Raw genomic sequence first — 20674 nt, 5'->3', positions numbered from 1 at the left:
AAAGCAGTACAGCAAAGCTGTGCAGCTTAACTGTAAAAACTTAAAAAGGCATTCGATTGTGTTATCTGAAGAATAACATGCTCGAATGCCTTTTTGAATACGTCCAATTATTTAGTGCTTACTTCTTATTACAATGATTCACGTGTATGTTTTTCCACAAATTGAACAGCTCATGCCAAGTATTAACGTCGGTCAAACCAAGAACCCGACAACGATGATCATTAAATACATCGGCATCATAGTAGTTGCGGGCAGTATTCTTTTCTGGCTGCATTTGCGGCGACAAAATGCCATTAAACGGGCTCAGGTACTCGTCAAGTTGCCACTTGTCGGGCCGCTTTGTCGCCGATACATTGCTTATTATTTGGCCAGCAATTTGGCAACCTTACTTAAGAACGGGTTAAGTGTGCAGGAAATTTACCACACATTAAATGAGTTTGATCCGCATTCGTTATTGTATGAACTTGGTCAGCAGTTGAATGAAGCAATTGTTGGCGGCCGATCAATCCAGCAACTTGTCAATCAGCATCAATTCATCCCCAAAGAGATCCTGAAGTTTATGAGTTCTGGAAATACGATTGCTGAAATGGCAAATTCAATGACCGCGTACTCAAAATTAATGTTTGACGAAATGATTATGACGACCAACAAAATGATTGGCTTCATTCAACCGGCAATGTTTATGATCATTGGCATCACAATTGTATCGACTTACTTCCAACTGCTAGTTCCAATATACAGTTCAGTGAAAGGAATGTATTAACATGAAAAAAACTTTAAAGAAAGCCAAAGCGGGTTTTACCCTAATTGAAATGACGATCGTGTTGTTCATTATTTCCCTCTTGATTTTGATTATTATTCCCAACCTAACCAACCAGAGAAAACACGCGCAATCCGTGCACACCTCCGCCATGAGTTCCGTGGTCCAGGCTCAGATAGATGCCTATACCAGCCAGCATCCGACCGTTAAATCGGTTGGCTTTACTGAATTAAATCGAGAGGGCTATCTCACCAAGAAACAAGTGAAAGAGGCTAAAGATGAAGGGTTGAAGATTGCAAACAATGAAGTCACAAAATAAATCGGCGTTTACGATGATTGAGTTGATTGTCTATATGGGCATCATCGTGGCTGTTTTGTTCCTAGATTTAGCGCTGACAAAACTGATTAAAGTTGGCAATCCGGCGGAGAATATCTTTTGGGAAGCGGTTGAAGATTCTTGGAATGAAATGAACATTAAATCTCAGATTTATCATACCGGTTATCGAATTGATTTCAATCGTGATCGGATGGTCTTTATGCCAGGTGATCGGCGAATCAAACGCAAAATCATCAATTATCCTGGTACATTAAAACTCAAGCAGCATGTTCAATTTTCTGTGGCGGATGACGGTTTTGAAAGCCCTCGAACGATTCATTGGTACACCACGGATGGTCAGGAAAAATATCAACAGCGAATTCAATTAGGATGGAGTGGTTATCGTCTTAGAACAATATACTAGAAATGGTTTTACTGCCATCGATTCATTGATTGGGTTAACAATTATTTCGGTTTTCAGCCTGTTTTATATTCACGTCACAACGCAAATGAATCGAAATATTGATCATTCTCAGCAAGTTATGGTTGTAGAACGGAAGAATTATGAGAGGACAATTCATCATTAAGGGGAAGAAACGGAAGGGCTATTTGTTAATTGAAAGCTTAGTGAGCTTAATGATCTGCATCTGCGCGGTTTGGACAGTTGTGGTTATGATTAAATATGTTGGTCAAACCCGCAACCGGCATCAGGTTGATTTCTATTCATATATCCAAATCCTTGAATCTGAGCGGTTTAAGTTTGAATTGCAAAACGTGCGATCAAAAGATGTCAGAATGTATAGCCCGGTCACTAAGAAAAAATATCACATGCAGCTTTACGATAACATGATTAGAATAACCGGTGTCAAAATGGGACATATCCGTGCATTAACAGCTGTTAAGGATGTGAAGTGGTCACGTGATCGGGGGTGTCTTAAAACAGTCGTTACTTTTTCGAACGACCAAACATGTTATGCATATTCAAAACTCAGCGAAAAATAAAGGCCGTCAGGGATCATTGACGGTTGTTGCAATCATTTTTACAGGTATTCTACTCACATGTTTAATTTTTCAATGTGTGTCTTATAATAAAGAAATATCAACGATTTATGAAATCACGCAAAGTTATCGAAATAAACGAATGGTCAATCACCAGTCGCACCTCAAACCGCCAGTAAAAAGTCACCAGGCAGAACGTGATTGACCTCATCTATTTACAAATTGAAAGATTATTGACTTCAACCCTTGTGTTTTTGTAAACTTACTTGAATTGTTAAAGCCTTTTCTGGTAGTATTTAATAGTGTTCAAGTATTGTGAAAAGGAGTTGAGCATTCTGACAGAAGGACAAATTGAACGTTTCTTTGACATTTTGAACCGAGCCAGCGAGCTGATTCAAAAAGCTACGGATCAATCCCATTTGGATTCACTCATCGAAACATTGGCCGTGATTCAGGATCCGGATACTGAGGAATCAGGGCTAAATGATGCCGACGCAAAGAAGTTAATCAATATTTGTTCGGAATTTAAGCGAAGCGAATATGATTCTGAAACCCTTCGCAAAGGTCTTCAAATGGCTATTTTAAAAGCAATTCGGGTTGATAATGTTCAGGCCAATTACCAAATAACCCCTGATACGATTGCTAACGTGATCGGCTATATCATTTCCGGAATATTCCGGGGTACTGAATCGATCAGCTTGCTTGATCCCGCAATGGGGACTGGAAATTTACTGACAGCTTTAAATAACCAGTTAAGCAATACATTGTCATTAACGCCAACGGTTTCCGGAATCGAAAATGATGATGCCATGTTTGAACTTGCCGCCGATTCGTTTGAACTTCAGCATATTCATGCCGAATTATTTCATGAAGATGCCGTTCAAAACGTCTTGGCCCCAATGGTTGACGTTGCCGTTAGCGACCTGCCAATTGGTTATTACCCAATTGATAAGAATGCCAAGGGATTTGCCACTCACTCTGAAAATGGTCATTCATACGTTCACCATTTATTGATTGAGTTTGCAATGAACCATGTCAAAAAAGGTGGCTTCGGGTTCTTTTTGGTTCCCAGTCAACTTTTCCAGACGGATGAAGCCAAGCAACTGCTAAAATGGATGCAGGGCAAGATTTATTTACAAGGCCTACTTAACTTGCCGGGTGAGTTGTTCCAGAATGCAGCCGCTCAAAAGGCAATCTTGATTTTACAGAACACGGGTGAAAAGGCTAAGCAAGCTGATCCGGTTATGCTTGGAGAATTCCCGTCATTCAAGGACCAACAAGCATTCGCTAAATTTCTAACTGAAATTGATGCTTGGGAAGAAAAAGATCTTAAATAAAATATTAGAGGAGCAAATTTATCGTTATGGGAAAATCAATCGCAATTAACGCTGGTAGTTCAACACTTAAGTACAAGTTATTCCAAATGCCCGAAGAAAAAGTTTTATCAAGTGGTGCCATTGACCGAATTGGCCTTGGCTCATCAGAAGTATCAATTAAATATGGTGATGGTAAAAAGTTTAAAGACACTGAAGACATTGCGAACCATGAAGAGGCCATTCAACTTGTCTTAGACAAATTACTAAGTTTGAAGATTATTAAGGATTATAACGAAATTACCGGAGTTGGTCATCGAATTGTTGCTGGTGGTGAATTATTCCCTGATTCAGTTGTGATTGATGACGATGTAATGAAGAAAATCGAATCACTGACCGACTTCGCCCCGTTACATGAACCTGCTAATTTGCTTGGGATTAAAGCTTTCAAGAAGATTTTGCCCAACGTCATTAGTGTTGCGGTATTTGATACGTCATTCCATACGACACTGCCGGAAGTTAACTACATGTACAGTTTGCCTTATGAATATTACCAAAAGTTCCAAGTACGTAAATATGGCGCTCATGGTACCAGTTATCGTTATGTTTCTCAACGAGCAGCCAAAATGTTGAATAAACCACTTGAAGACCTTAAGCTGGTTATCCTTCATTTAGGTGCCGGCGCCTCAATTGATGCGATTAAAGACGGTAAGTCATTCGACACCTCAATGGGCTTCTCACCCGTTGCTGGGATTACAATGGCAACTCGTTCAGGAGACGTTGATCCATCAGCACTTCAGTATGTGATGGATAAGGCTGGTATCAAGGACATGGACGAAATGGTTGATATTTTGAACCATAAATCTGGCTTGGTCGGTGTTTCTGGCGTTTCTGCAGATATGCGTGAAATTGAAGGTGTCATGCATACAAACCATCGGGCAATGTTGGCTCGTGAAATCTTCAAGAATCGAATCATTCGTTACATCGGTAGCTACATTGCTGAAATGGATGGAATTGATGCACTGGTCTTTACAGCCGGAATTGGTGAAAATGATATTATGATTCGCCAAGAAGTTGCTGACAAATTGGATTACTTTGGCATTAAAGTTGATCCAAAAAAGAATGATATTCGTGGCGTTGAACGCGATCTTTCAGCAGAAGGCTCAAAGGTTAAAACTTTATTGATTCCAACTGATGAAGAATTGATGATCGTCCGAGATATCGAACGATTACGTCACGCTCAAAAATAGATTAGTAACGGATTTAAAAAGGTTTAAAAAGTATTTGGCCGTGATATTGCATCACGGCTTTTCTTTTAAAAAGGAGGCAACTCATTGACCGATCAGCAGAATGATCAACAATTATCTCGGGGGCTCAAAAATCGACACGTGCAGTTAATTGCGCTGGGCGGGACGATTGGAACTGGACTATTCTTAGGTGCCGGTCAATCTATTCATTTGGCTGGACCGGCAATTATGCTGGCATATATGATTGCCGGGTTGGCATGCTTTCTGCTAATGAGAGCGCTGGGTGAACTGCTACTGTCTGACTTAAGCAGCAACTCGTTCGTATTTTTTATTGAGAAGTACCTCGGTGATAAAATTGGTTTTGCAATTGGCTGGACATATTGGATGTGCTGGATTTCCATTGCAATGGCCGAGGTGACTGCCTCGGGGCTTTATGTTCAATTCTGGTTTCCAAAAATACCAGTTTGGCTGACGGGATTAGTGTTGCTGACAATTTTATTTATCATTAACATTATTGCCGTTTCTGCATTTGGCGAGACCGAATTCTGGCTGGCGATTGTTAAAATTGTGGCAATTGTGGCCTTGATTTTGGTTGGCATTATTCTGGTTGCCGTTCATTTTAAGACACCATATGGTCACGCTTCTCTGAGCAATGTTGTCGACGGCGGGATTTTTGCCAAAGGAATTAAAGGCTTCGTGTTATCATTTCAAATGGTGTTATTTAGTTTTGCTGGGATTGAAATGATTGGCATGACCGCTTCTGAGACTCAGGACCCAACTGTCACGATTCCTAAAAGTATCAACGAAGTGCCTACCCGAGTGTTATTGTTCTATATTGGATCTTTGCTGGCACTGATGAGTATCTTCCCTTGGCAACATGTTTCACCTGTCTCGAGCCCATTTGTGCAGGTGTTTGCAGGCGTTGGAATCAAATCCGCAGCGGTTATCATTAACTTTGTGGTCCTGACAGCGGCAATTTCGGCTTGCAATAGTTCATTATTTACAACTGGGCGAATGTTATTTTCCTTAACTTATGGCGGGAAATCAAAATTTAGTCAGCGGGTTGGAAAATTATCGAGAAGGCAAATTCCATTTAACGCCATCCTGTTTTCCACTGCTGTGATTGCCGTCATTGTTTTGTTAAGTATTATGATGCCAGGAAATGTGTTCAGCTTCATTTCAAGTGTTGCCACAACTTGTTTCTTATTTGTTTGGGGAATGATTGTTGTTGCCCACATTAAGTATCGGGACGAAGTGAAACGCAGTGGCAAGCATTCCGAATTGAAGTTTAAAATGCCACTTTTTCCGATTTCCGATTACTTCGTATTGGCATTCTTGATCTTTGTTGGCTTTGTGCTACTCCTCAAGACAGACACCCTAATTGCCCTCATTGGGTCGGTTATTTGGCTGGGGGCGTTGTTTGTTGTAAAGGCAGTATCAGATCGAGCAAAGGAAAGCTAAACTTTTTAATTACTTCATTTTGCTCGGGTGGTATCATTAACAGTATAATTAATCTAATTGAAAGAAGTTTTTTCATGCAATATTTTACAGCTGACACTCATTTCTTTCATGAACGATTGTTGGGACTGAGCGAGTTTGCTCCGCGACCCTTTTTGACTGTTGAAGATATGAATGAAACGATCATCAATAATTGGAATAAGCGGGTGGGCCCCGACGATATTGTTTACCACTTGGGCGACATTGCCATCTTGCATACGCGCCCTGAGAAAGTAGCCTTGGAAAAGATTTTTGAGGTGCTTAACCAGCTCAATGGTCGACTTGTGCTTATTAAAGGCAATCATGATTCTCGTGCCTTATTTAAATATCTCCAGCAACACAATCATCCAGTTGGTAATCATAACAAGTTTGAATTTCATGATGTTGGCGTCTTAATCAAAATGAATCACCGTCAATATTACATGACCCATTACCCGATGATGTTGGGGATTGTGAAGCAAATCATCAATTTGCACGGACATATTCACCATTATGCAGTCCCGATAAAAGAAAACATTAACGTTGGGGTGGATACGCCCGAAACAGACTATTTAACTCGGAGACCACCTTTTGGGACCCCATTTTCTCAGGCAGAAATTGAAAAGATGGTCGAACAAAAGGCAATTGATTTTGCAAAAAGACAGTAATTATAGGTGGTTATTGGATGACTGAAAAAATTACGATTTTACACACAAATGACATCCATTCACATTTTGAAAATTGGCCGCGCATTCGGCGCTTTATTATTAGTCGCCGGGAGCTTTTGAATCAGCAAAAGAATTCTTCAGTGATCACAGTGGATCTGGGGGATGCAGTTGACCGGGCGCACCCATTGACGGAAGTGACCAATGGCAAGGCGAATGTTGAGCTACTTAATCAGATCCACTATGATGCGGTGACAATCGGTAATAATGAAGGCTTAACTAACAGTCACGAGCAACTAAATGAGTTATACACCGATGCAAATTTTGATGTGGTGTTAGCGAATATTTTAGATGATAAGACCAAGCAGATCCCTCACTGGGCAAAACCATTTAAGATTGTGACAACCCCTGAAAAGACCCGAGTTTTGATCCTTGGTCTGACAGCACCATACTTGTTAACTTACCCAATCTTGGGATGGGACCCAATTTCACCGGATGCCGTGATACCAAGACTTTTAAAGCAAAACAAAGGTCAATACGACATCGCCGTTCTGTTATCTCACTTAGGCCACGATGTAGATCGACGGTTGGCCCGGAAGTTTCCTGAGCTTGATGTCATCATTGGATCTCACACTCATCATTTGCTGGTCAAGGGTGAGCGGATTAATACATCCTTGTTGGCCGCTGCTGAAAAGTGGGGCCACTATATCGGTGAGATTACAATCAAGGTCGATAAACATCACAAAATTCTTGAAGATCATGCAGTCCTTACCAAAACGGAGACTTTACCTGTAGATCCTAAAGATGACAGTGAAATCACTGAGTACCAACAACATGGTGAAGCACTGTTAGCAAGAAACAAGCTTGCACGAATTAAGACGCCAATGACAACTAATTTAGTTGGCCATTCAAGGTTAGTTGATGAAGGATTGCATTCAATTATGGAAAAGGCTGAAACTCAGGCTGGCATTCTCAATTCAGGATTATTTTTAAGAAATCTGCCGACCGGCATTATTGACCGAAATCAGCTTCATCAGATGTTGCCTCATGCAATGCACGTCATGCGAGTTACTTTAGATGGCTACAATTTGTGGCGATTAATCAAAGAAATGGAACGTAATCATAACTTTTTGATCAAATTCCCACAAAAAGGCATGGGTTTCCGGGGTAAATACTTTGGCGAATTGCATTATAATGGATTACGGTACGATAAAGACGCTGGTCAACTATTCTTTAGAGAAGAGTTAGTGTCACCGATTAAGACTTATCAGGTGGCCATGCCCGACCATTATTTGTTTATTCCATTTTTTCCAACAATTGATATAATCGGGAAAAATGAGATTTTGTATGATCAGAACTTACGTGATGTTTTTGGTGACTATCTTGCCAAGCACTATCCACTAAATGGCTAGAGGAGGGATACTTTGGATCGAAAGCAATTAGACGAACTCGTCGAGCAACAAGCTGAAAAGCGCCGACCACTGGCACGAATTACGCGAACAACTGAAACCGAATTTTTAATCAATGATCATAAATATGAATTGGTTGAAGACCACGCCCATGGATTTGATTTTGACGAGTTTGTCCGTCGATATCATCCCGCTTTCAGTCAGTTCGATTATATTGTTGGTGATTGGGGATACGGGAAACTGCGGCTTCGGGGCTTTTATAATGATGACCGCGCGGTTCAAACTGGTCCATTTGTGTCAGCATTGAACGACTATATTCTTGAATTTGTTAATTTTGGGGCGCCTTATTTTGTAATTCATAATTTGGAAGCCCGACCGATTGTTCGAAAATCACACAATACGCGAAATCGACATCGTTCAAACAAGAATCGCAATCACAACAGTCATCGTCCCCGTCGAAATCATGCCTTCGTTGAACAGAAGGTGACGACCAAGAAAAAGCCGAGTCGAAAACACAAGGATATGGTCGTCAAGGCTGAAGAAAAGTCAAACAAACACCACTTCATTATTCGTGAAAGTAAAAATTAACTGAAGGGATGGCGTCAATGAAACAGTATAAGGGCTATTTTATCGACCTCGATGGGACCGTTTATGCAGGCAAGAAACGAATACCCGCAGCTAAGCGATTTATCGAAAGATTGCAACAGAAACAAATCCCATTTTTATTTGTGACCAACAATTCTACCCAATTGCCACGGGATGTGGTTAAAAATTTGGCTGAAAATCACGATATTTTTGTCAAACCTGAAAATGTTTATACATCAGGCATGGCAACTGTTGATTTTATGAATGAAAACAAACAAAAGGATCGACCAACGGTTTATATCGTTGGGGAAATGGGCTTAAAGCAGGTTATTCTGGCAAATGGTTATCAATTAGATGCCGATCAACCTGATTATGTCGTGGTTGGCTTGGATTCGGATCTAACCTATGAAAAACTTGCCCAGGCAGTTTTGGCAATTCGCAGTGGGTCTACATTCATTGGGACAAATCCAGATACGAATATTCCAAAGGAACGGGGCATGATGCCCGGCGCCGGGGCAGTCGTTGATTTTGTCCGTTATGCCACTCAACAAGCGCCAATTATGATTGGAAAGCCCAAGGCCAGAATTATTGATAGTGCTGCTAAAAAGATTGGCTTGGAAAAGGATGACGTTGTCATGGTGGGTGACAATTACAATACCGATATCATGGCCGGAATCAATGCCGGAGTGGACACTATGCTTGTCTATACGGGCTTGTCAACGCCTGATCAGGTTGCTAAACAGGAAGCACAACCAACTTACCAAATTAATAGTTTAGATGAATGGCGGCTTTAATGTGAAATTTACGGTCAAACAAATTGGCATATCGGTTCTCATCATTCTAGCTTGCTTATCACTCGCTATTTTCTTAACTGTGAATAGTATTTGGCTGTTTTCAATTAACATCCCGTTGCTCCACTTAACAACAGCTACAGGACTCGAACCACATCAGCTGAGGCGGGACTACCTGCAAATTATTCAGTATCTGCAGCTTCCGTGGATTAAGTCACTTCACTTTTATTACTTTTTTAGCTCTCAAAAGGGGATCCAGCATTTTAGCGATGTCCGACACCTTATTCTATTTAATAATTTAGTCGGCCTGTTGCTAGTCCCGATTAGCGGTTATGTATTAACGAGGTTAAACAAAAAATCATTAACGTGGCTGTTGATTACCCCAATTAAGGTTGTAATCACATTCTCGCTAATGATTATTGTGATGATGTTGATTAATTTTGACCAAATTTTTATTTATTTTCATGAACTTTTATTTCGAAATAACGATTGGCTGTTTGATCCTCGAACGGATCCGGTTATTAACATGCTTCCAGATACGTTCTTTTTAGAATGTTTTATCTTGTTTTTTGTGATTTTCTTCGGGACTTTGGCGATTATTTACTGGCTGGGTCACCGATCACTTAAAAAATTGCAAAATGATTAACTAATCGGGGTCGGCCATTAAGATCCAAAGAACTAAGTAGATAATGATTCCGGGAACCAATGGGATTAAGCTAAAAAGGACAAATAGCACCCGCGCTAGAGTTGTGTTCCAATTGTAATGTTCACTTAAGCCGCCAATGACGCCACCAATGATTCTGTCCGTTTTTGATCTAGGAATATTGATCTTCATAAAAATCACTCCTTTGGTTGATTGTGGTTCTAAGATCACCATACCTGATTCGCTTTTGAATTTCAATTATGATATATTATGAAGTTGTACAAACGAAATGCTAGGAGAATTGTATGTTAACTATAAACGTAAATGGAAATTTAGGAAATCAAGAAGTTATTCTTTCTGATAATACCACCGGAACATTTACTGGCGTCCGGGTCTTTGGCTCCGCACTCAGTGGTAATCAAGTTGTTCAATGGACGTTTGTCTCAACTGGTCATCAGCACGAAGGCTTTGTTTATGCAGGTGATCTCCATGAGGGACTGGAAATTGAGTCAATGAACGGTCATGACACTTATAAGATTCATTTTGTGAGTGAATGATTTTAAAATTAATATGTTATACATAATGGGGCTAAGATATGAACGCTAATCCGTGATGTCTGGGTCTCATTCTTTCTTAAAAGGAGAACGATTATGACGGTTGGAATTGATAAAATTGGCTTCTTCACCTCTCCATATTATATTGACATGACAGACCTGGCGAATGCTCGCAACGTGGATCCTAATAAATATTTGATTGGCATTGGTCAAAGAAGGCAATCAGTGATCCCACAAACGCAAGACACGGTGACGATGGGTGCTAATGCGGCTGCCGAAATTTTAACGGCTGCCGATAAAGCACAAATTGATATGGTGATCTTTGGGACTGAAACGGGCGTCGACAATTCCAAAGCTGCCGCGATTTACCTGCAGGATTTACTAAGCATCTCAAAACGAGCCAGGGCGTTTGAAATTAAACAGGCCTGTTATGGCGCAACTGCCGGGGTCCAGATGGCCATTGATCACGTCTCCCTGCATCTAAATAGTAAGGTGTTAGTTATTGCGTCAGACATTGCCAAGTATGGCTTAGAGACCGCAGGAGAGGTCACTCAAGGCGGTGGGGCCGTTGCCATGTTGATTACCCAAGACCCACACATTTTAGCTTTAGATGGGCAAAGTGCTTTTCATTCTGACAACATTATGGATTTCTGGCGGCCGTTATACCGGCAAGAGGCCGTGGTAGATGGTCATTACTCAACTGATATTTACATTGATTTCTTTAATGAAACTTGGAACCAATATCGTCACCAGACGAAGCGAACATTAGCTGACTTTGCTGCCATGGCCTTTCACTTGCCGTTTACAAAAATGGGGTTAAAGGCATTGAAGTCAGTTGTTGCCGACACGGACAATGCGGACCAATTATTACACGAATTTGATTTTTCAACCCAATATAATGCGGAAGTTGGCAATTTGTACACTGGTTCTCTTTATCTCAGCCTGATCTCCCTGCTTGCCAATTCAGATAATTTGCATTCTCAGGATCGAATTGGACTATTCAGTTATGGTTCGGGTGCTCAGGGCGAGTTTTACAGTGGCACAATTGCCGAGTCATTTGATCGGACTAAACTTAAGCAGCAGGTGGATCGATTGTTGGAAAATCGGGTCAAGTTGTCAATTCCGGAGTACGAAAAAATGTATCAATCGGGGCTGCCGCTGTCTGCTGGCGAAATGACTTTTGATATTGCTTCCGATCAAAGTCGATTCGTGCTTCGTGGTAGGCACAACGACCAACTGGAATACATGGATACAAAAAAGTCGGGACAAAACGCTTAGCTTTGTCCCGACCAATAAGTGGTTATTAGTTTTATGAGATATCACTGCGATAAAGACTCACAACTTTCCCCAAAATTGTGACCTTCGTTAAAATAATTGGTGCCATTGTGTCATTTTCCGGTTGCAGACGGTAGTGATCGCTTTCTTTAAAGAATCGTTTACAAGTCGCTTCATTCTCATCCGTCATGGCAATGACGATATCACCGTTGTCCGCGGACGATTGTTTGCGGACAACCACGTAATCGCCATTAAGGATCCCAGCGTTAATCATGGATTCACCACGAATTTGTAACATAAAGAGGGGCTGATCACTGTGGGCAAGTGCAGGGGGTAACGGGAAATAATCCGTTGCTTCCTGAACAGCTAAAATGGGTTCACCGGCAGTGACGGTTCCTAAAACTGGGATTTGCTTTTGTTCTGGGGCAATGCCCAGAGTATCGAGACCGGCAGTTGTTACTTCCAACGCCCTGGGCTTTGAAGGATCTTTAACGATGTAGCCTTTGCGTTCAAGTCGGGAGATGTGACCGTGGACAGTAGATGTTGACGATAGATGGACAGCTTCACCGATTTCCCGAACCGTGGGCGGATAACCTTTTTCGTTAACTTTTTCCCAGATATAGTGTAAAATTTGGTATTGTTTACTTTCGGGATTCTTAATCATATTGACACCTCGTAGGTTCTTTAATTATTGGTTTAATCGTATCATAACCCTATGAATTTTTCAAACACACGTTCGCATATTTTAATAAAAAACGGTATAATCTAAAATTGGAGGAATGTTTATGAACGAAGACGAAAAGAAAAAATTGCAATCTAAAATCGGTGACAGCGTTTTAAAAGAAATTATTCCACGAATCAATGAACTGGCTCATAAGGCTAAAAAGGAAGGCTTAACTGAATTGGAAAAAGTTGAGCAGGCCGAGCTTCGAAAAAAATATGTTGCCCGTTTTAGAGATAATTTTAAGAAGCAGATTGAAATGATGAAGATTTACGATAAAGATGGCAAAGAGGTCACCTCAAAGAAAGTTCGAAAGATCCAAAAGGATAAGAATCTTCGAGACGACTAGTTACGATCAACTAAATGGCCATTTTGTGGATTAGGTCTTTAATTGTTGTTGATTATTGTGTAGAATTATTAAATGAGATTATAAAGGAGGCCTTGTCTTGGCAACTTGGATTTGGATATTGATCGTTGTGTTGGCTTTGATCTTAGGTTTAGTTGGTGGTTTTTACGGTGCTCGAAGATATATGGAAAAGTACCTCAAAGAAAATCCACCATTTAACGAAGATCAATTGCGACAAATGATGCTGCAAATGGGTCAAAAACCTTCACAGAAGAAATTGAATCAAATGATGCACTCAATGCAGAATCAAACCAGCAAGAAGTAGTGGTTTGTCTGTGTAAAAACTAAGCCCTGACAAGAATTAGATGTCAGGACTTTTTTGATAGGCACTATTCGCTTGATTTCTTACTGTCAATTTCCTTCACTTTTTTTGAGACGTCGACATACTTGAACGCCGGATCGACCGCATAGTCAAGGGCATCAAAGGCGATTTGCATCTGTTGCTCAACTTGCTTTTGGGCTTCATCATCAAGCTTGGCTTTTCGATCCAAATAAATTGGCTCCCCAAACGCAATTTTTACAGGTTTCCGGGCGAACAACCGTTTAAAAGTCAACGGTCCCTGATAAATAACCGGAACGAGGGGAACGTTGGCTAATTTCGCAATTAATGCTGCTCCGCCCTTAAGTTGCTCTGAATGACGGGTTCCTGATGGAAATAAAATCAGTGATAAATCAGTCTTGCGTAGTCTTTTAACGGGGGTTTTGATAGCTGACGGTCCAGGATTATCCCGGTCCACTGCAAATGCATTTGCGTGAACTAAAATAAACTTCAAAATTGGATTTTTAAATAGTTCTTTTTTCGCCATAAAAGTAAACTTTTTAGGGCTGGCAGCCAAGGCAAAATAGATTGGATCAAACCAAGTCCGATGGGGTCCCACCAAGATAAAGTTTCCCTTTGGTAATCGCTCCGTGTGTAAATAATGAGCATTTCCATTAATCAAAAATACCAGGAAACGAACAATTATTCTGGCAAATGAATAAAACAATTCCATTTCCTTCTTTCATAATCTGATAGAATAATATTAACGTAAACTAGAAGTGTTTGGCAAACTAAAATGTGAAGGAATAATAATGATGCAGGTTAAATTACGAGCTGACGAGCGGATTGATCGCTTATACAGCAAGGACATTTCGATTATTCAAAGCCCAGAAGTCTTTTCCTTTTCTCTTGACGCGGTGTTGCTGGCGGACTTTGCAAAAGTGAGCGGCAAAAGGATCAAAGAGGTGGTGGATCTTTGTGCCGGCAATGGGGCAGTTGGCCTTTTTTTGAGTGAAGCGACAACTGCTCACATCACGATGATTGAAATCCAGCAGCGATTGGCAGATATGGCTAAACGGAGTGTTTTACTCAATGATCTTGAAGGGAAGATTACTGTTGTCAACGATGATTTGAGGAATGCTACGAACTATGTCAAAAAGGATTCTGTAGATGTTGTGGTTTGTAACCCGCCTTATTTTGTTAATTATGATACCAGTGAAAAGAACCCAAACACGTATCTTGCGATTGCTCGCCATGAACTGACCATAACTTTGGATCAGATTGTGGCGGTTGCGGCCGGCTTGCTTAAGATGAATGCCAAGCTTTTTATGGTATACCGACCCGATCGGTTAACTGATCTGTTTTTCAGCCTTCGTTCAAATCGATTAGAGCCTAAAGTGGTTCAACTTGTTAGGCCCAGAAATGGGAGTGATGCCAACATGGTTTTGGTTGAGGCAATTAAGGATGGCAAACCAAATGGCTTAAAGATTAAGCCTGATGTGATTACTTATGATGGGGATGCCTACACACCTCAAGTAAAGAAGATGCTTTATGGAACAAACAAATAGTTTTTATATGTATGTATTATTATGCAGCGATGGAAGCTTGTATACGGGGTTTAGTACCGATGTTCAACGCCGATTCACACAGCATCAAGCTGGTAAAGGCGCAAAGTACACTCGTTCTCATTTTCCTGAAAAGATCTTGTTTACAAAAGCTTTTCAAAATGAGCATGACGCTCTTAGCGCCGAGTATCAATTTAAACACTTAACGAGAAAGCGAAAGATTGATTACTTGACATCCCATGGTGTTCAGGCACGTTAAAGCCCTTTGTGTCGGCTCTGGCGGTGATAATTGTTCGGCTGGGTGGTATAATGAAATCACTTTATGAGGAGGTCGTATCCATGAAAATTATTGCGTATGGCATTCGTGCCGATGAAAAGCCTTTTTTAGACAAGTGGTCAGAAGGAAATCCAACAGTTGAGGTGGCGTCCACTGCTGAATTGCTTGATGAAAACACGGTTGATCAGGCAAAGGGTGCAGATGGCGTGGTTACATATCAGCAGAAGCCTTACACAGCGTCTGTCTTGGACAAGTTGGGCAGCTTTGGAATCAAGTATTTGTCGTTGAGAAACGTGGGTGTTGACAACGTTGATGCCACCGCTGCAAAACGAAATGGTATTCAAGTGACCAACGTGCCTGCCTATTCCCCACAAGCCATCGCAGAATTTACTGTGACTCAACTGATGCGATTACTGCGAAGGACACCAACTTTTGACAATAAAATGGCTAATGGCGATCTTCGCTGGGCACCAGATATTGCTGAAGAGTTAAACCAAATGACGGTCGGTGTCTATGCAACTGGCCGAATTGGCAGGGCAGCCATTCAAATTTATCAAGGCTTTGGCGCTAAAGTGATTGCTTATGATATTTACCATAATCCGCAATTGGAAAAAGAGGGAATTTACGTCGAAACCCCCGATGAACTGTATGCAAAAGCTGACGTTATCTCTCTTCATGCTCCTGCCACCAAGGAAAATGAACATATGCTTAATGATGAGGCATTTGCCAAAATGAAAGATGGGGTTTACATTCTTAATCCTGCGCGTGGTATTTTGGTTGATACGGATGCGTTAATTAAAGCACTGGATTCCGGTAAGGTTGCTGGTGCCGCGTTGGATACTTACGAAGATGAAGTGGGTGTTTTCAATAATAATTTTGGCAGTTTTGATAAGATTCCGGATGACCGTTTGAAGAACTTGATGAAGCGGGAAAATGTGCTTGTCAGCCCACACATTGCTTTTTACACCAAACGAGCAGTTCGCAACATGGTTTATTATGCAATGGACGCTAACAAGTCATTGATCGAAACGGGTCAATCAGATAAGTTAGTTGAACTGTAATTAGTGGCATTCACCTGTCTCGGTGCTGTATATCAAAAAAGTGGACGCTTGACTTTAGATCCTCAGTTACAGGATTGTAAAGTTAAGCGTCCACTTTGGTTATCATGAGCGTTGGCGTTAATCAACTTGGGCAGCCAAGTCTAATAGTAAATCTCGCAGCTCCGCGGGATTTCTGACTGTTTGATCCGGAATAATGTTCGGATCGCTGATTGTACTGTTGTGATTATTGTACCAAACTGTTTGCCAGCCAGCTTTCTTTGCAGGAACGATATCGTCAAAGTAAGAACTACCGACATAAATCATTTCGTTTCCCCGCAGGTTGAATTTGCGGTTCATAAGGGTAAAAATCATCGGATCAGGTTTCTTGGCTTTGGCATCCTCGGAAGTGATAATTTGTTCTCTGGTAAACCAGTGATGCAGTTTGAGCTTCATTATTTTAGCAAGTTGAATTTCATTTGAGCCATTCGTAATAATCCCTAATTTAAACTTTGTAACGAGGGTATTAAACATAGTCGTTAGGCCGTCGAAGAGTTGGATACCGTTACTGGATTCTTCAAATGCCGACAGAAAATCAGCTGCGGCCGACTGGGTGAGACCTGGGAGACTAAACTTTTTAAAAGTATGGTGTAAGCAATGGAAGTTAATTTCTGCTCTTGATAGTTTCATGTCTGAATCGGAATTTGATTTGGCAACCACTAGCTGTTCTTGGCGAATATAGTTAGAAAAGATTTGATCCATTTCATCAGCTGAGACAGTCAGCTCAAAAAGTCTTCGGAATGCCCTCTCGAAAGGCTGTTGCTGGTCGTATAGTGTATCGTCAACGTCGAAAACGATGGCTTTAATCATGTAATTTCCTCCTTGTCACGAGTTTCAATTCTAACACGTTTTACTTAAATTTAACAATTTACATCACAAATTGGTGACAAACTACAGTTAATGCTTGCGCTGGCGGGCAATATCTTATATACTTTTAAAGGTGTTTTAAATACACACCTGACGTGATGCTTTGAGTAGTGCCTATTCTGGTTCTTGAAGCAGCAGATCGTTGGGGAGGAAAAACTATATGGAGGCTATATTATGTCTGTTATTTCTATGAAACAATTGTTGGAAGCAGGTGTCCACTTCGGTCACCAAACTCGTCGTTGGAATCCAAAGATGAAGCAATATATCTTTACTGAACGTAATGGTATTTATATCATTGACTTACAAAAAACCGTTAAGTTAATTGACGTTGCTTATAATTTCATGAAGGAAGAAGCCGCAAAAGGTGCCGTTGTTCTCTTCGTTGGAACTAAGAAGCAAGCTCAAGATTCTATCGCAGAAGAAGCAAAACGCGCTGGCCAATACTACGTTAACAATCGTTGGCTTGGTGGTACATTAACCAATTGGGAAACTATCCAATCACGGGTTAAACGTTTGAAGGACCTTAAGAAGATGGCGACTGATGGTACATTCGACATCCTTCCTAAGAAGGAAGTTTCACTTTTGATTAAGCAACAAGACAAGTTGGAACGATTCTTAGGCGGAATTGAAGATATGCCAAAGATTCCTGATGTTATCTTTATTGTTGATCCTCGTAAAGAACAAATTGCTGTTCACGAAGCAATGAAGTTGAATATTCCAATCGTTGCGATGGTTGATACCAACACTGATCCGGATCAAATCGATGTTGTCATTCCATCAAACGATGACGCAATCCGTGCCGTTCGTCTGATCACTTCAACAATGGCAGATGCCATTATTGAAGGCCGTCAAGGTGAAGATGACGTTAACGAAAAGACTTTCGAAGGTAAAGATGCTGATAAGAAAGACAAAAAAGAAGATTCAATTGAAGATATTGCCAATGCTGTTGAAGGCGACAATTCAAAAAAGTAATTAATTAAGCACTAGGCTGACCCTATCGCTGTGGACCAATTTGGCCTTGGTGTAGGGCCAGTTTTTATTAACATTAAAAGGGAGGCCATTATAATGGCAAAAATTTCCGCATCTCAAGTTATGGATTTACGAAAGAAAACCGGCGTTGGTATGATGGACGCAAAGAAAGCTTTAGTTGCTACTGAAGGCGATTTTGACAAGGCGATCGAAGTACTCCGTGAAAAAGGCGTTGCCAAAGCTGAAAAAAAGAGCGGCAGAGTTGCTGCTAATGGGTTAACCACGATTGCTGTTAAAGACAATACGGCCGCAATTGTTGAGATTAATTCTGAAACTGACTTTGTTGCCACTAGTGATCCTTTCAAGGCACTTGTGAGTCGGGTAAGTGACGCAATCGTTGCCAACAAGCCTGCTGACGTTGATGCTGCCCTCGCATTAAAGACCGACAAGGGGACTGTTAAAGATGATTTAATCGAAACAACGCAAGTCACTGGCGAAAAAGTGACCTTACGTCGTTTTGCGATTCTTGATAAGAATGATGATGAAGTATTTGGTTCATACTTGCATAATGGTGGCTTGATCGGGGCCCTTGTTCAATTAAAGGGTGCTGATGAAGAAACTGCTAAGGACGTTGCAATGCATGTTGCTGCAACTAATCCCGAGTTCTTAAACAAAGATGAAGTGCCAGCCGATCGGTTAGCTCATGAAAAAGAAGTCTTAACTCAAGAAGCATTGAACGAAGGTAAGCCTGAAAAGATTGTTGAAAAAATGGTTGAAGGCCGACTTCACAAGTTCTTGGCAGAAATCTGCTTAGAGGATCAAGAATTCGTTAAGGATCCAGACCAAACTGTTTCCCAATACGTTGCTTCAAAGAATGGCTCAATTGTCAAATTCGTCCGTTACGAAGTTGGCGAAGGCATCGAAAAGAAACAAGAGAGCTTTGAAGACGAAGTTCGTGATCAATTAAATAACTAATAATGACATTAAGCCGGCCAGAACATCTTGTTTTGAACCGGTTTTTTTCTGCGTTAAGCTAATTTTTCATCGGATTTTCAAACTGTTGGGTACCTTTATTGGATTTTGATAAGAATAAATGCTAAGAATTCCTGAAAATGCCAGTTTTCTTGTTGCTGACTTCTTTAGTATGCTAAAATTGATTGTAATGATTAACTATGGGAGGCACCTAGATGTCTAAAGTAAAGTATAACCGAATTATTTTAAAATTAAGCGGCGAGGCATTAGCTGGCGAGCGGGGTTTTGGAATTAATCCACCCGTTATTAAAAATGTCGCCCAGGAAGTCAAAGATATATGTGATCTTGGCGTTCAAATTGGAATCGTTGTCGGCGGTGGTAATATGTGGCGTGGAGAAGCCGGTGCCGAGATGGGGATGGAACGGGCCCAAGCCGATTACATCGGAATGTTAGGAACGACCATGAATGGTCTTGCACTTCAAGACAACCTTGAATCATTAGGTGTTCCTACCCGGGTTCAAACGTCAATTGAAATGCGCCAAATTGCTGAACCATACATTCGCCGAAAAGCAATCCGCCACCTCGAAAAGGGTCGGGTGGTGATATTTGCTGCTGGTACCGGTAATCCTTATTTTTCAACTGATACAACTGCTGCCCTTAGAGCTGCAGAAATCGGTGCTGATGCAATTTTGATGGCCAAAAATGGCGTTGATGGTATTTATTCTGCCGATCCACGAAAGAATAAAAACGCCGTTAAATTTCAAACTTTAACCTATATGGATATACTAGAAAAGGGATTGAAAGTGATGGATTCCACGGCTAGTTCACTTTCAATGGACAATCATATTCCGTTAGTTGTTTTCAACCTTAATAACCCTGGAAATATTCGCAAAGTGGTCATTGGTGAAAACATCGGAACGACTGTGAAGGAGAAATAGATATGGCAGATTCGCAAACAGTATTAAATGAAGCAAAACAAAAGATGAAGAAAGCCCAAGAAGTTCTTGAACGTGAACTTGGTAAAATCCGGGCAGGAAGTGCTAACGCCAGCCTGTTAAATGGTGTGATGGTCAATTATTATGGTGCACCAACACCACTGAACCAGATTGCATCAATTACAATTCCCGAAGCACGTGTTATACTAATTACTCCTTACGATAAATCTGCATTGGAGGACATCGAAAAGGGAATCTATGAAGCCGATTTGGGCATTAATCCAGCTAATGATGGGACAGCAATTCGGTTGGCGGTGCCAGCGTTAACTGAAGATCGTCGAAAAGAGGTTGCCAAGCAAGTTAAAGCAACTGGCGAGGAAAGTAAGGTTGCCATCCGAAACGTCCGCCGTGAGGCAATGGATAGCTTGAAGAAGAGTAATAAGAATGAGGACATTACGGACGATGAATTACACCGTTTCGAAGATCAAGTTCAAAAACTAACTGATTCTAATATTAAAAGTCTTGAAAAAATCGTTTCTGATAAAGAAGACGAAGTCATTAACGGTTAGAAAG

The 20674-nt window shown here is 40.9% G+C and carries 27 protein-coding genes; 23 read left to right on the top strand and 4 right to left on the bottom strand.

From position 1 onward, the window contains the following. The first annotated feature begins 172 nt into the window (after positions 1-172). The 12 genes from QUF07_RS01260 (at position 173) to QUF07_RS01205 (ending at position 10207) form a co-directional block, all read left to right on the top strand. Positions 173-763 carry a type II secretion system F family protein gene (locus QUF07_RS01260; RefSeq protein WP_289426628.1) on the top strand — a complete coding sequence of 197 codons (591 nt, stop codon included), beginning with the start codon at positions 173-175 and terminating at the stop codon, positions 761-763. A gap of 1 nt (position 764) precedes the next feature. Beyond that, entirely contained in the window at positions 765-1079 is a 315-nt protein-coding gene (comGC, locus tag QUF07_RS01255; protein ID WP_217161359.1) for a competence type IV pilus major pilin ComGC, read from the top strand. After that, positions 1063-1500, top strand: a complete 438-nt coding sequence (locus QUF07_RS01250) for a hypothetical protein (protein ID WP_217161358.1) — start codon at positions 1063-1065, stop codon at positions 1498-1500. Before comGC ends, QUF07_RS01250 begins: the two co-directional genes overlap by 17 nt. A gap of 140 nt (positions 1501-1640) precedes the next feature. Beyond that, entirely contained in the window at positions 1641-2078 is a 438-nt protein-coding gene (locus QUF07_RS01245; protein ID WP_217341350.1) for a competence type IV pilus minor pilin ComGF, read from the top strand. Between the two features lie 299 nt (positions 2079-2377). Next, positions 2378-3412, top strand: a complete 1035-nt coding sequence (locus tag QUF07_RS01240; RefSeq protein WP_289426627.1) for a class I SAM-dependent methyltransferase — start codon at positions 2378-2380, stop codon at positions 3410-3412. 26 nt (positions 3413-3438) lie between these two features. After that, the gene (locus QUF07_RS01235) at positions 3439-4638 is read left to right on the top strand and encodes an acetate/propionate family kinase (RefSeq protein ID WP_217161356.1); all 1200 of its coding nucleotides are present in this window, start codon (positions 3439-3441) and stop codon (positions 4636-4638) included. An 84-nt stretch (positions 4639-4722) separates the two neighbouring features. After that, positions 4723-6096 carry an amino acid permease gene (locus tag QUF07_RS01230; RefSeq protein WP_217161355.1) on the top strand — a complete coding sequence of 458 codons (1374 nt, stop codon included), beginning with the start codon at positions 4723-4725 and terminating at the stop codon, positions 6094-6096. A gap of 74 nt (positions 6097-6170) precedes the next feature. After that, the gene (locus QUF07_RS01225) at positions 6171-6779 is read left to right on the top strand and encodes a metallophosphoesterase (protein WP_217341349.1); all 609 of its coding nucleotides are present in this window, start codon (positions 6171-6173) and stop codon (positions 6777-6779) included. A gap of 17 nt (positions 6780-6796) precedes the next feature. Continuing rightward, positions 6797-8188, top strand: a complete 1392-nt coding sequence (locus QUF07_RS01220; RefSeq protein ID WP_289426626.1) for a bifunctional metallophosphatase/5'-nucleotidase — start codon at positions 6797-6799, stop codon at positions 8186-8188. A 12-nt stretch (positions 8189-8200) separates the two neighbouring features. Further along, on the top strand, positions 8201-8773 hold the full coding sequence (locus QUF07_RS01215) for a YutD family protein (protein ID WP_054746581.1): 573 nt from the start codon (positions 8201-8203) through the stop codon (positions 8771-8773). 17 nt (positions 8774-8790) lie between these two features. Continuing rightward, the gene (locus QUF07_RS01210; RefSeq protein ID WP_217161352.1) at positions 8791-9564 is read left to right on the top strand and encodes a TIGR01457 family HAD-type hydrolase; all 774 of its coding nucleotides are present in this window, start codon (positions 8791-8793) and stop codon (positions 9562-9564) included. Between the two features lies 1 nt (position 9565). Further along, positions 9566-10207: a TIGR01906 family membrane protein gene (locus QUF07_RS01205; RefSeq protein ID WP_347340659.1), complete on the top strand. Its 642-nt coding sequence runs from the start codon at positions 9566-9568 to the stop codon at positions 10205-10207. Here the strand turns inward: QUF07_RS01205 and QUF07_RS01200 are convergent, their stop codons facing one another. Further along, on the bottom strand, positions 10208-10396 hold the full coding sequence (locus QUF07_RS01200; RefSeq protein ID WP_289426625.1) for a PspC domain-containing protein: 189 nt from the start codon (positions 10394-10396) through the stop codon (positions 10208-10210). A gap of 113 nt (positions 10397-10509) precedes the next feature. On the opposite strand from QUF07_RS01200, the gene QUF07_RS01195 reads away from it, so the two are divergent. Together QUF07_RS01195 and QUF07_RS01190 are read left to right on the top strand one after the other, a co-directional pair. Beyond that, on the top strand, positions 10510-10761 hold the full coding sequence (locus QUF07_RS01195; protein WP_054746582.1) for a hypothetical protein: 252 nt from the start codon (positions 10510-10512) through the stop codon (positions 10759-10761). A gap of 93 nt (positions 10762-10854) precedes the next feature. Continuing rightward, entirely contained in the window at positions 10855-12036 is a 1182-nt protein-coding gene (locus QUF07_RS01190) for a hydroxymethylglutaryl-CoA synthase (RefSeq protein ID WP_217161349.1), read from the top strand. A 31-nt stretch (positions 12037-12067) separates the two neighbouring features. Here the strand turns inward: QUF07_RS01190 and lexA are convergent, their stop codons facing one another. Next, positions 12068-12697 carry a transcriptional repressor LexA gene (lexA, locus tag QUF07_RS01185; protein ID WP_289426624.1) on the bottom strand — a complete coding sequence of 210 codons (630 nt, stop codon included), beginning with the start codon at positions 12695-12697 and terminating at the stop codon, positions 12068-12070. A 121-nt stretch (positions 12698-12818) separates the two neighbouring features. Here lexA and QUF07_RS01180 point away from each other — a divergent pair, with 121 nt between their 5' ends. Both QUF07_RS01180 and QUF07_RS01175 read left to right on the top strand, forming a co-directional pair. Next, the gene (locus tag QUF07_RS01180; RefSeq protein WP_056982875.1) at positions 12819-13103 is read left to right on the top strand and encodes a DUF896 domain-containing protein; all 285 of its coding nucleotides are present in this window, start codon (positions 12819-12821) and stop codon (positions 13101-13103) included. A 97-nt stretch (positions 13104-13200) separates the two neighbouring features. Next, positions 13201-13425 carry a YneF family protein gene (locus QUF07_RS01175; protein ID WP_054746584.1) on the top strand — a complete coding sequence of 75 codons (225 nt, stop codon included), beginning with the start codon at positions 13201-13203 and terminating at the stop codon, positions 13423-13425. 64 nt (positions 13426-13489) lie between these two features. Here QUF07_RS01175 and QUF07_RS01170 read toward each other — a convergent pair whose 3' ends face one another. Beyond that, positions 13490-14146, bottom strand: coding sequence for a lysophospholipid acyltransferase family protein (locus tag QUF07_RS01170; protein WP_289426623.1), 657 nt, complete (start codon positions 14144-14146; stop codon positions 13490-13492). An 88-nt stretch (positions 14147-14234) separates the two neighbouring features. Here QUF07_RS01170 and QUF07_RS01165 point away from each other — a divergent pair, with 88 nt between their 5' ends. From QUF07_RS01165 to QUF07_RS01155, 3 genes are all read left to right on the top strand, one after another. After that, positions 14235-14987 carry a tRNA1(Val) (adenine(37)-N6)-methyltransferase gene (locus QUF07_RS01165; RefSeq protein ID WP_217161398.1) on the top strand — a complete coding sequence of 251 codons (753 nt, stop codon included), beginning with the start codon at positions 14235-14237 and terminating at the stop codon, positions 14985-14987. Then, on the top strand, positions 14971-15243 hold the full coding sequence (locus QUF07_RS01160) for a GIY-YIG nuclease family protein (protein WP_289426622.1): 273 nt from the start codon (positions 14971-14973) through the stop codon (positions 15241-15243). Before QUF07_RS01165 ends, QUF07_RS01160 begins: the two co-directional genes overlap by 17 nt. Before the next feature lie 80 nt (positions 15244-15323). Further along, complete coding sequence (locus QUF07_RS01155; RefSeq protein ID WP_289426621.1) at positions 15324-16322, top strand: D-2-hydroxyacid dehydrogenase; 999 nt, start codon at positions 15324-15326, stop codon at positions 16320-16322. A gap of 117 nt (positions 16323-16439) precedes the next feature. Here QUF07_RS01155 and QUF07_RS01150 read toward each other — a convergent pair whose 3' ends face one another. Continuing rightward, a complete protein-coding gene (locus QUF07_RS01150) occupies positions 16440-17168 on the bottom strand; it encodes an HAD family hydrolase (RefSeq protein WP_289426620.1) in 729 nt (242 codons plus the stop codon). A gap of 231 nt (positions 17169-17399) precedes the next feature. Between QUF07_RS01150 and rpsB the strand changes: the two genes are divergently transcribed. From rpsB to frr, 4 genes are all read left to right on the top strand, one after another. Next, positions 17400-18197, top strand: coding sequence for a 30S ribosomal protein S2 (gene rpsB, locus QUF07_RS01145; RefSeq protein ID WP_217161344.1), 798 nt, complete (start codon positions 17400-17402; stop codon positions 18195-18197). A 93-nt stretch (positions 18198-18290) separates the two neighbouring features. Beyond that, entirely contained in the window at positions 18291-19169 is an 879-nt protein-coding gene (tsf, locus tag QUF07_RS01140; RefSeq protein WP_217161343.1) for a translation elongation factor Ts, read from the top strand. Between the two features lie 212 nt (positions 19170-19381). Further along, positions 19382-20104 (top strand): UMP kinase, encoded by a 723-nt coding sequence (gene pyrH, locus QUF07_RS01135; protein WP_289426619.1) that lies wholly within the window; start codon positions 19382-19384, stop codon positions 20102-20104. 2 nt (positions 20105-20106) lie between these two features. Next, entirely contained in the window at positions 20107-20670 is a 564-nt protein-coding gene (gene frr, locus QUF07_RS01130; RefSeq protein WP_056982862.1) for a ribosome recycling factor, read from the top strand. The last annotated feature ends 4 nt before the right edge of the window (positions 20671-20674 follow it).

It is taken from the genome of Lentilactobacillus sp. TOM.63, from assembly GCF_030361045.1.
GTDB classification, from domain to species: Bacteria; Bacillota; Bacilli; order Lactobacillales; family Lactobacillaceae; genus Lentilactobacillus; species Lentilactobacillus dabitei.
This window is presented reverse-complemented; position numbering and strand designations above follow the sequence as displayed.

Coding starts and splice junctions, on each gene's coding strand:
- frr (WP_056982862.1), top strand. CDS start 20,107: ATGGCAGATTCGCAAACAGTATTAAATGAAGCAAAACAAAAGATGAAG.
- QUF07_RS01210 (WP_217161352.1), top strand. CDS start 8,791: ATGAAACAGTATAAGGGCTATTTTATCGACCTCGATGGGACCGTTTAT.
- QUF07_RS01190 (WP_217161349.1), top strand. CDS start 10,855: ATGACGGTTGGAATTGATAAAATTGGCTTCTTCACCTCTCCATATTAT.
- QUF07_RS01150 (WP_289426620.1), bottom strand. CDS start 17,168: ATGATTAAAGCCATCGTTTTCGACGTTGACGATACACTATACGACCAG.
- QUF07_RS01260 (WP_289426628.1), top strand. CDS start 173: ATGCCAAGTATTAACGTCGGTCAAACCAAGAACCCGACAACGATGATC.
- tsf (WP_217161343.1), top strand. CDS start 18,291: ATGGCAAAAATTTCCGCATCTCAAGTTATGGATTTACGAAAGAAAACC.
- QUF07_RS01235 (WP_217161356.1), top strand. CDS start 3,439: ATGGGAAAATCAATCGCAATTAACGCTGGTAGTTCAACACTTAAGTAC.
- QUF07_RS01245 (WP_217341350.1), top strand. CDS start 1,641: ATGAGAGGACAATTCATCATTAAGGGGAAGAAACGGAAGGGCTATTTG.
- QUF07_RS01200 (WP_289426625.1), bottom strand. CDS start 10,396: ATGAAGATCAATATTCCTAGATCAAAAACGGACAGAATCATTGGTGGC.
- QUF07_RS01220 (WP_289426626.1), top strand. CDS start 6,797: ATGACTGAAAAAATTACGATTTTACACACAAATGACATCCATTCACAT.
- QUF07_RS01250 (WP_217161358.1), top strand. CDS start 1,063: ATGAAGTCACAAAATAAATCGGCGTTTACGATGATTGAGTTGATTGTC.
- comGC (WP_217161359.1), top strand. CDS start 765: ATGAAAAAAACTTTAAAGAAAGCCAAAGCGGGTTTTACCCTAATTGAA.
- QUF07_RS01195 (WP_054746582.1), top strand. CDS start 10,510: ATGTTAACTATAAACGTAAATGGAAATTTAGGAAATCAAGAAGTTATT.
- rpsB (WP_217161344.1), top strand. CDS start 17,400: ATGTCTGTTATTTCTATGAAACAATTGTTGGAAGCAGGTGTCCACTTC.
- QUF07_RS01180 (WP_056982875.1), top strand. CDS start 12,819: ATGAACGAAGACGAAAAGAAAAAATTGCAATCTAAAATCGGTGACAGC.
- QUF07_RS01155 (WP_289426621.1), top strand. CDS start 15,324: ATGAAAATTATTGCGTATGGCATTCGTGCCGATGAAAAGCCTTTTTTA.
- pyrH (WP_289426619.1), top strand. CDS start 19,382: ATGTCTAAAGTAAAGTATAACCGAATTATTTTAAAATTAAGCGGCGAG.
- lexA (WP_289426624.1), bottom strand. CDS start 12,697: ATGATTAAGAATCCCGAAAGTAAACAATACCAAATTTTACACTATATC.
- QUF07_RS01225 (WP_217341349.1), top strand. CDS start 6,171: ATGCAATATTTTACAGCTGACACTCATTTCTTTCATGAACGATTGTTG.
- QUF07_RS01165 (WP_217161398.1), top strand. CDS start 14,235: ATGCAGGTTAAATTACGAGCTGACGAGCGGATTGATCGCTTATACAGC.
- QUF07_RS01160 (WP_289426622.1), top strand. CDS start 14,971: ATGGAACAAACAAATAGTTTTTATATGTATGTATTATTATGCAGCGAT.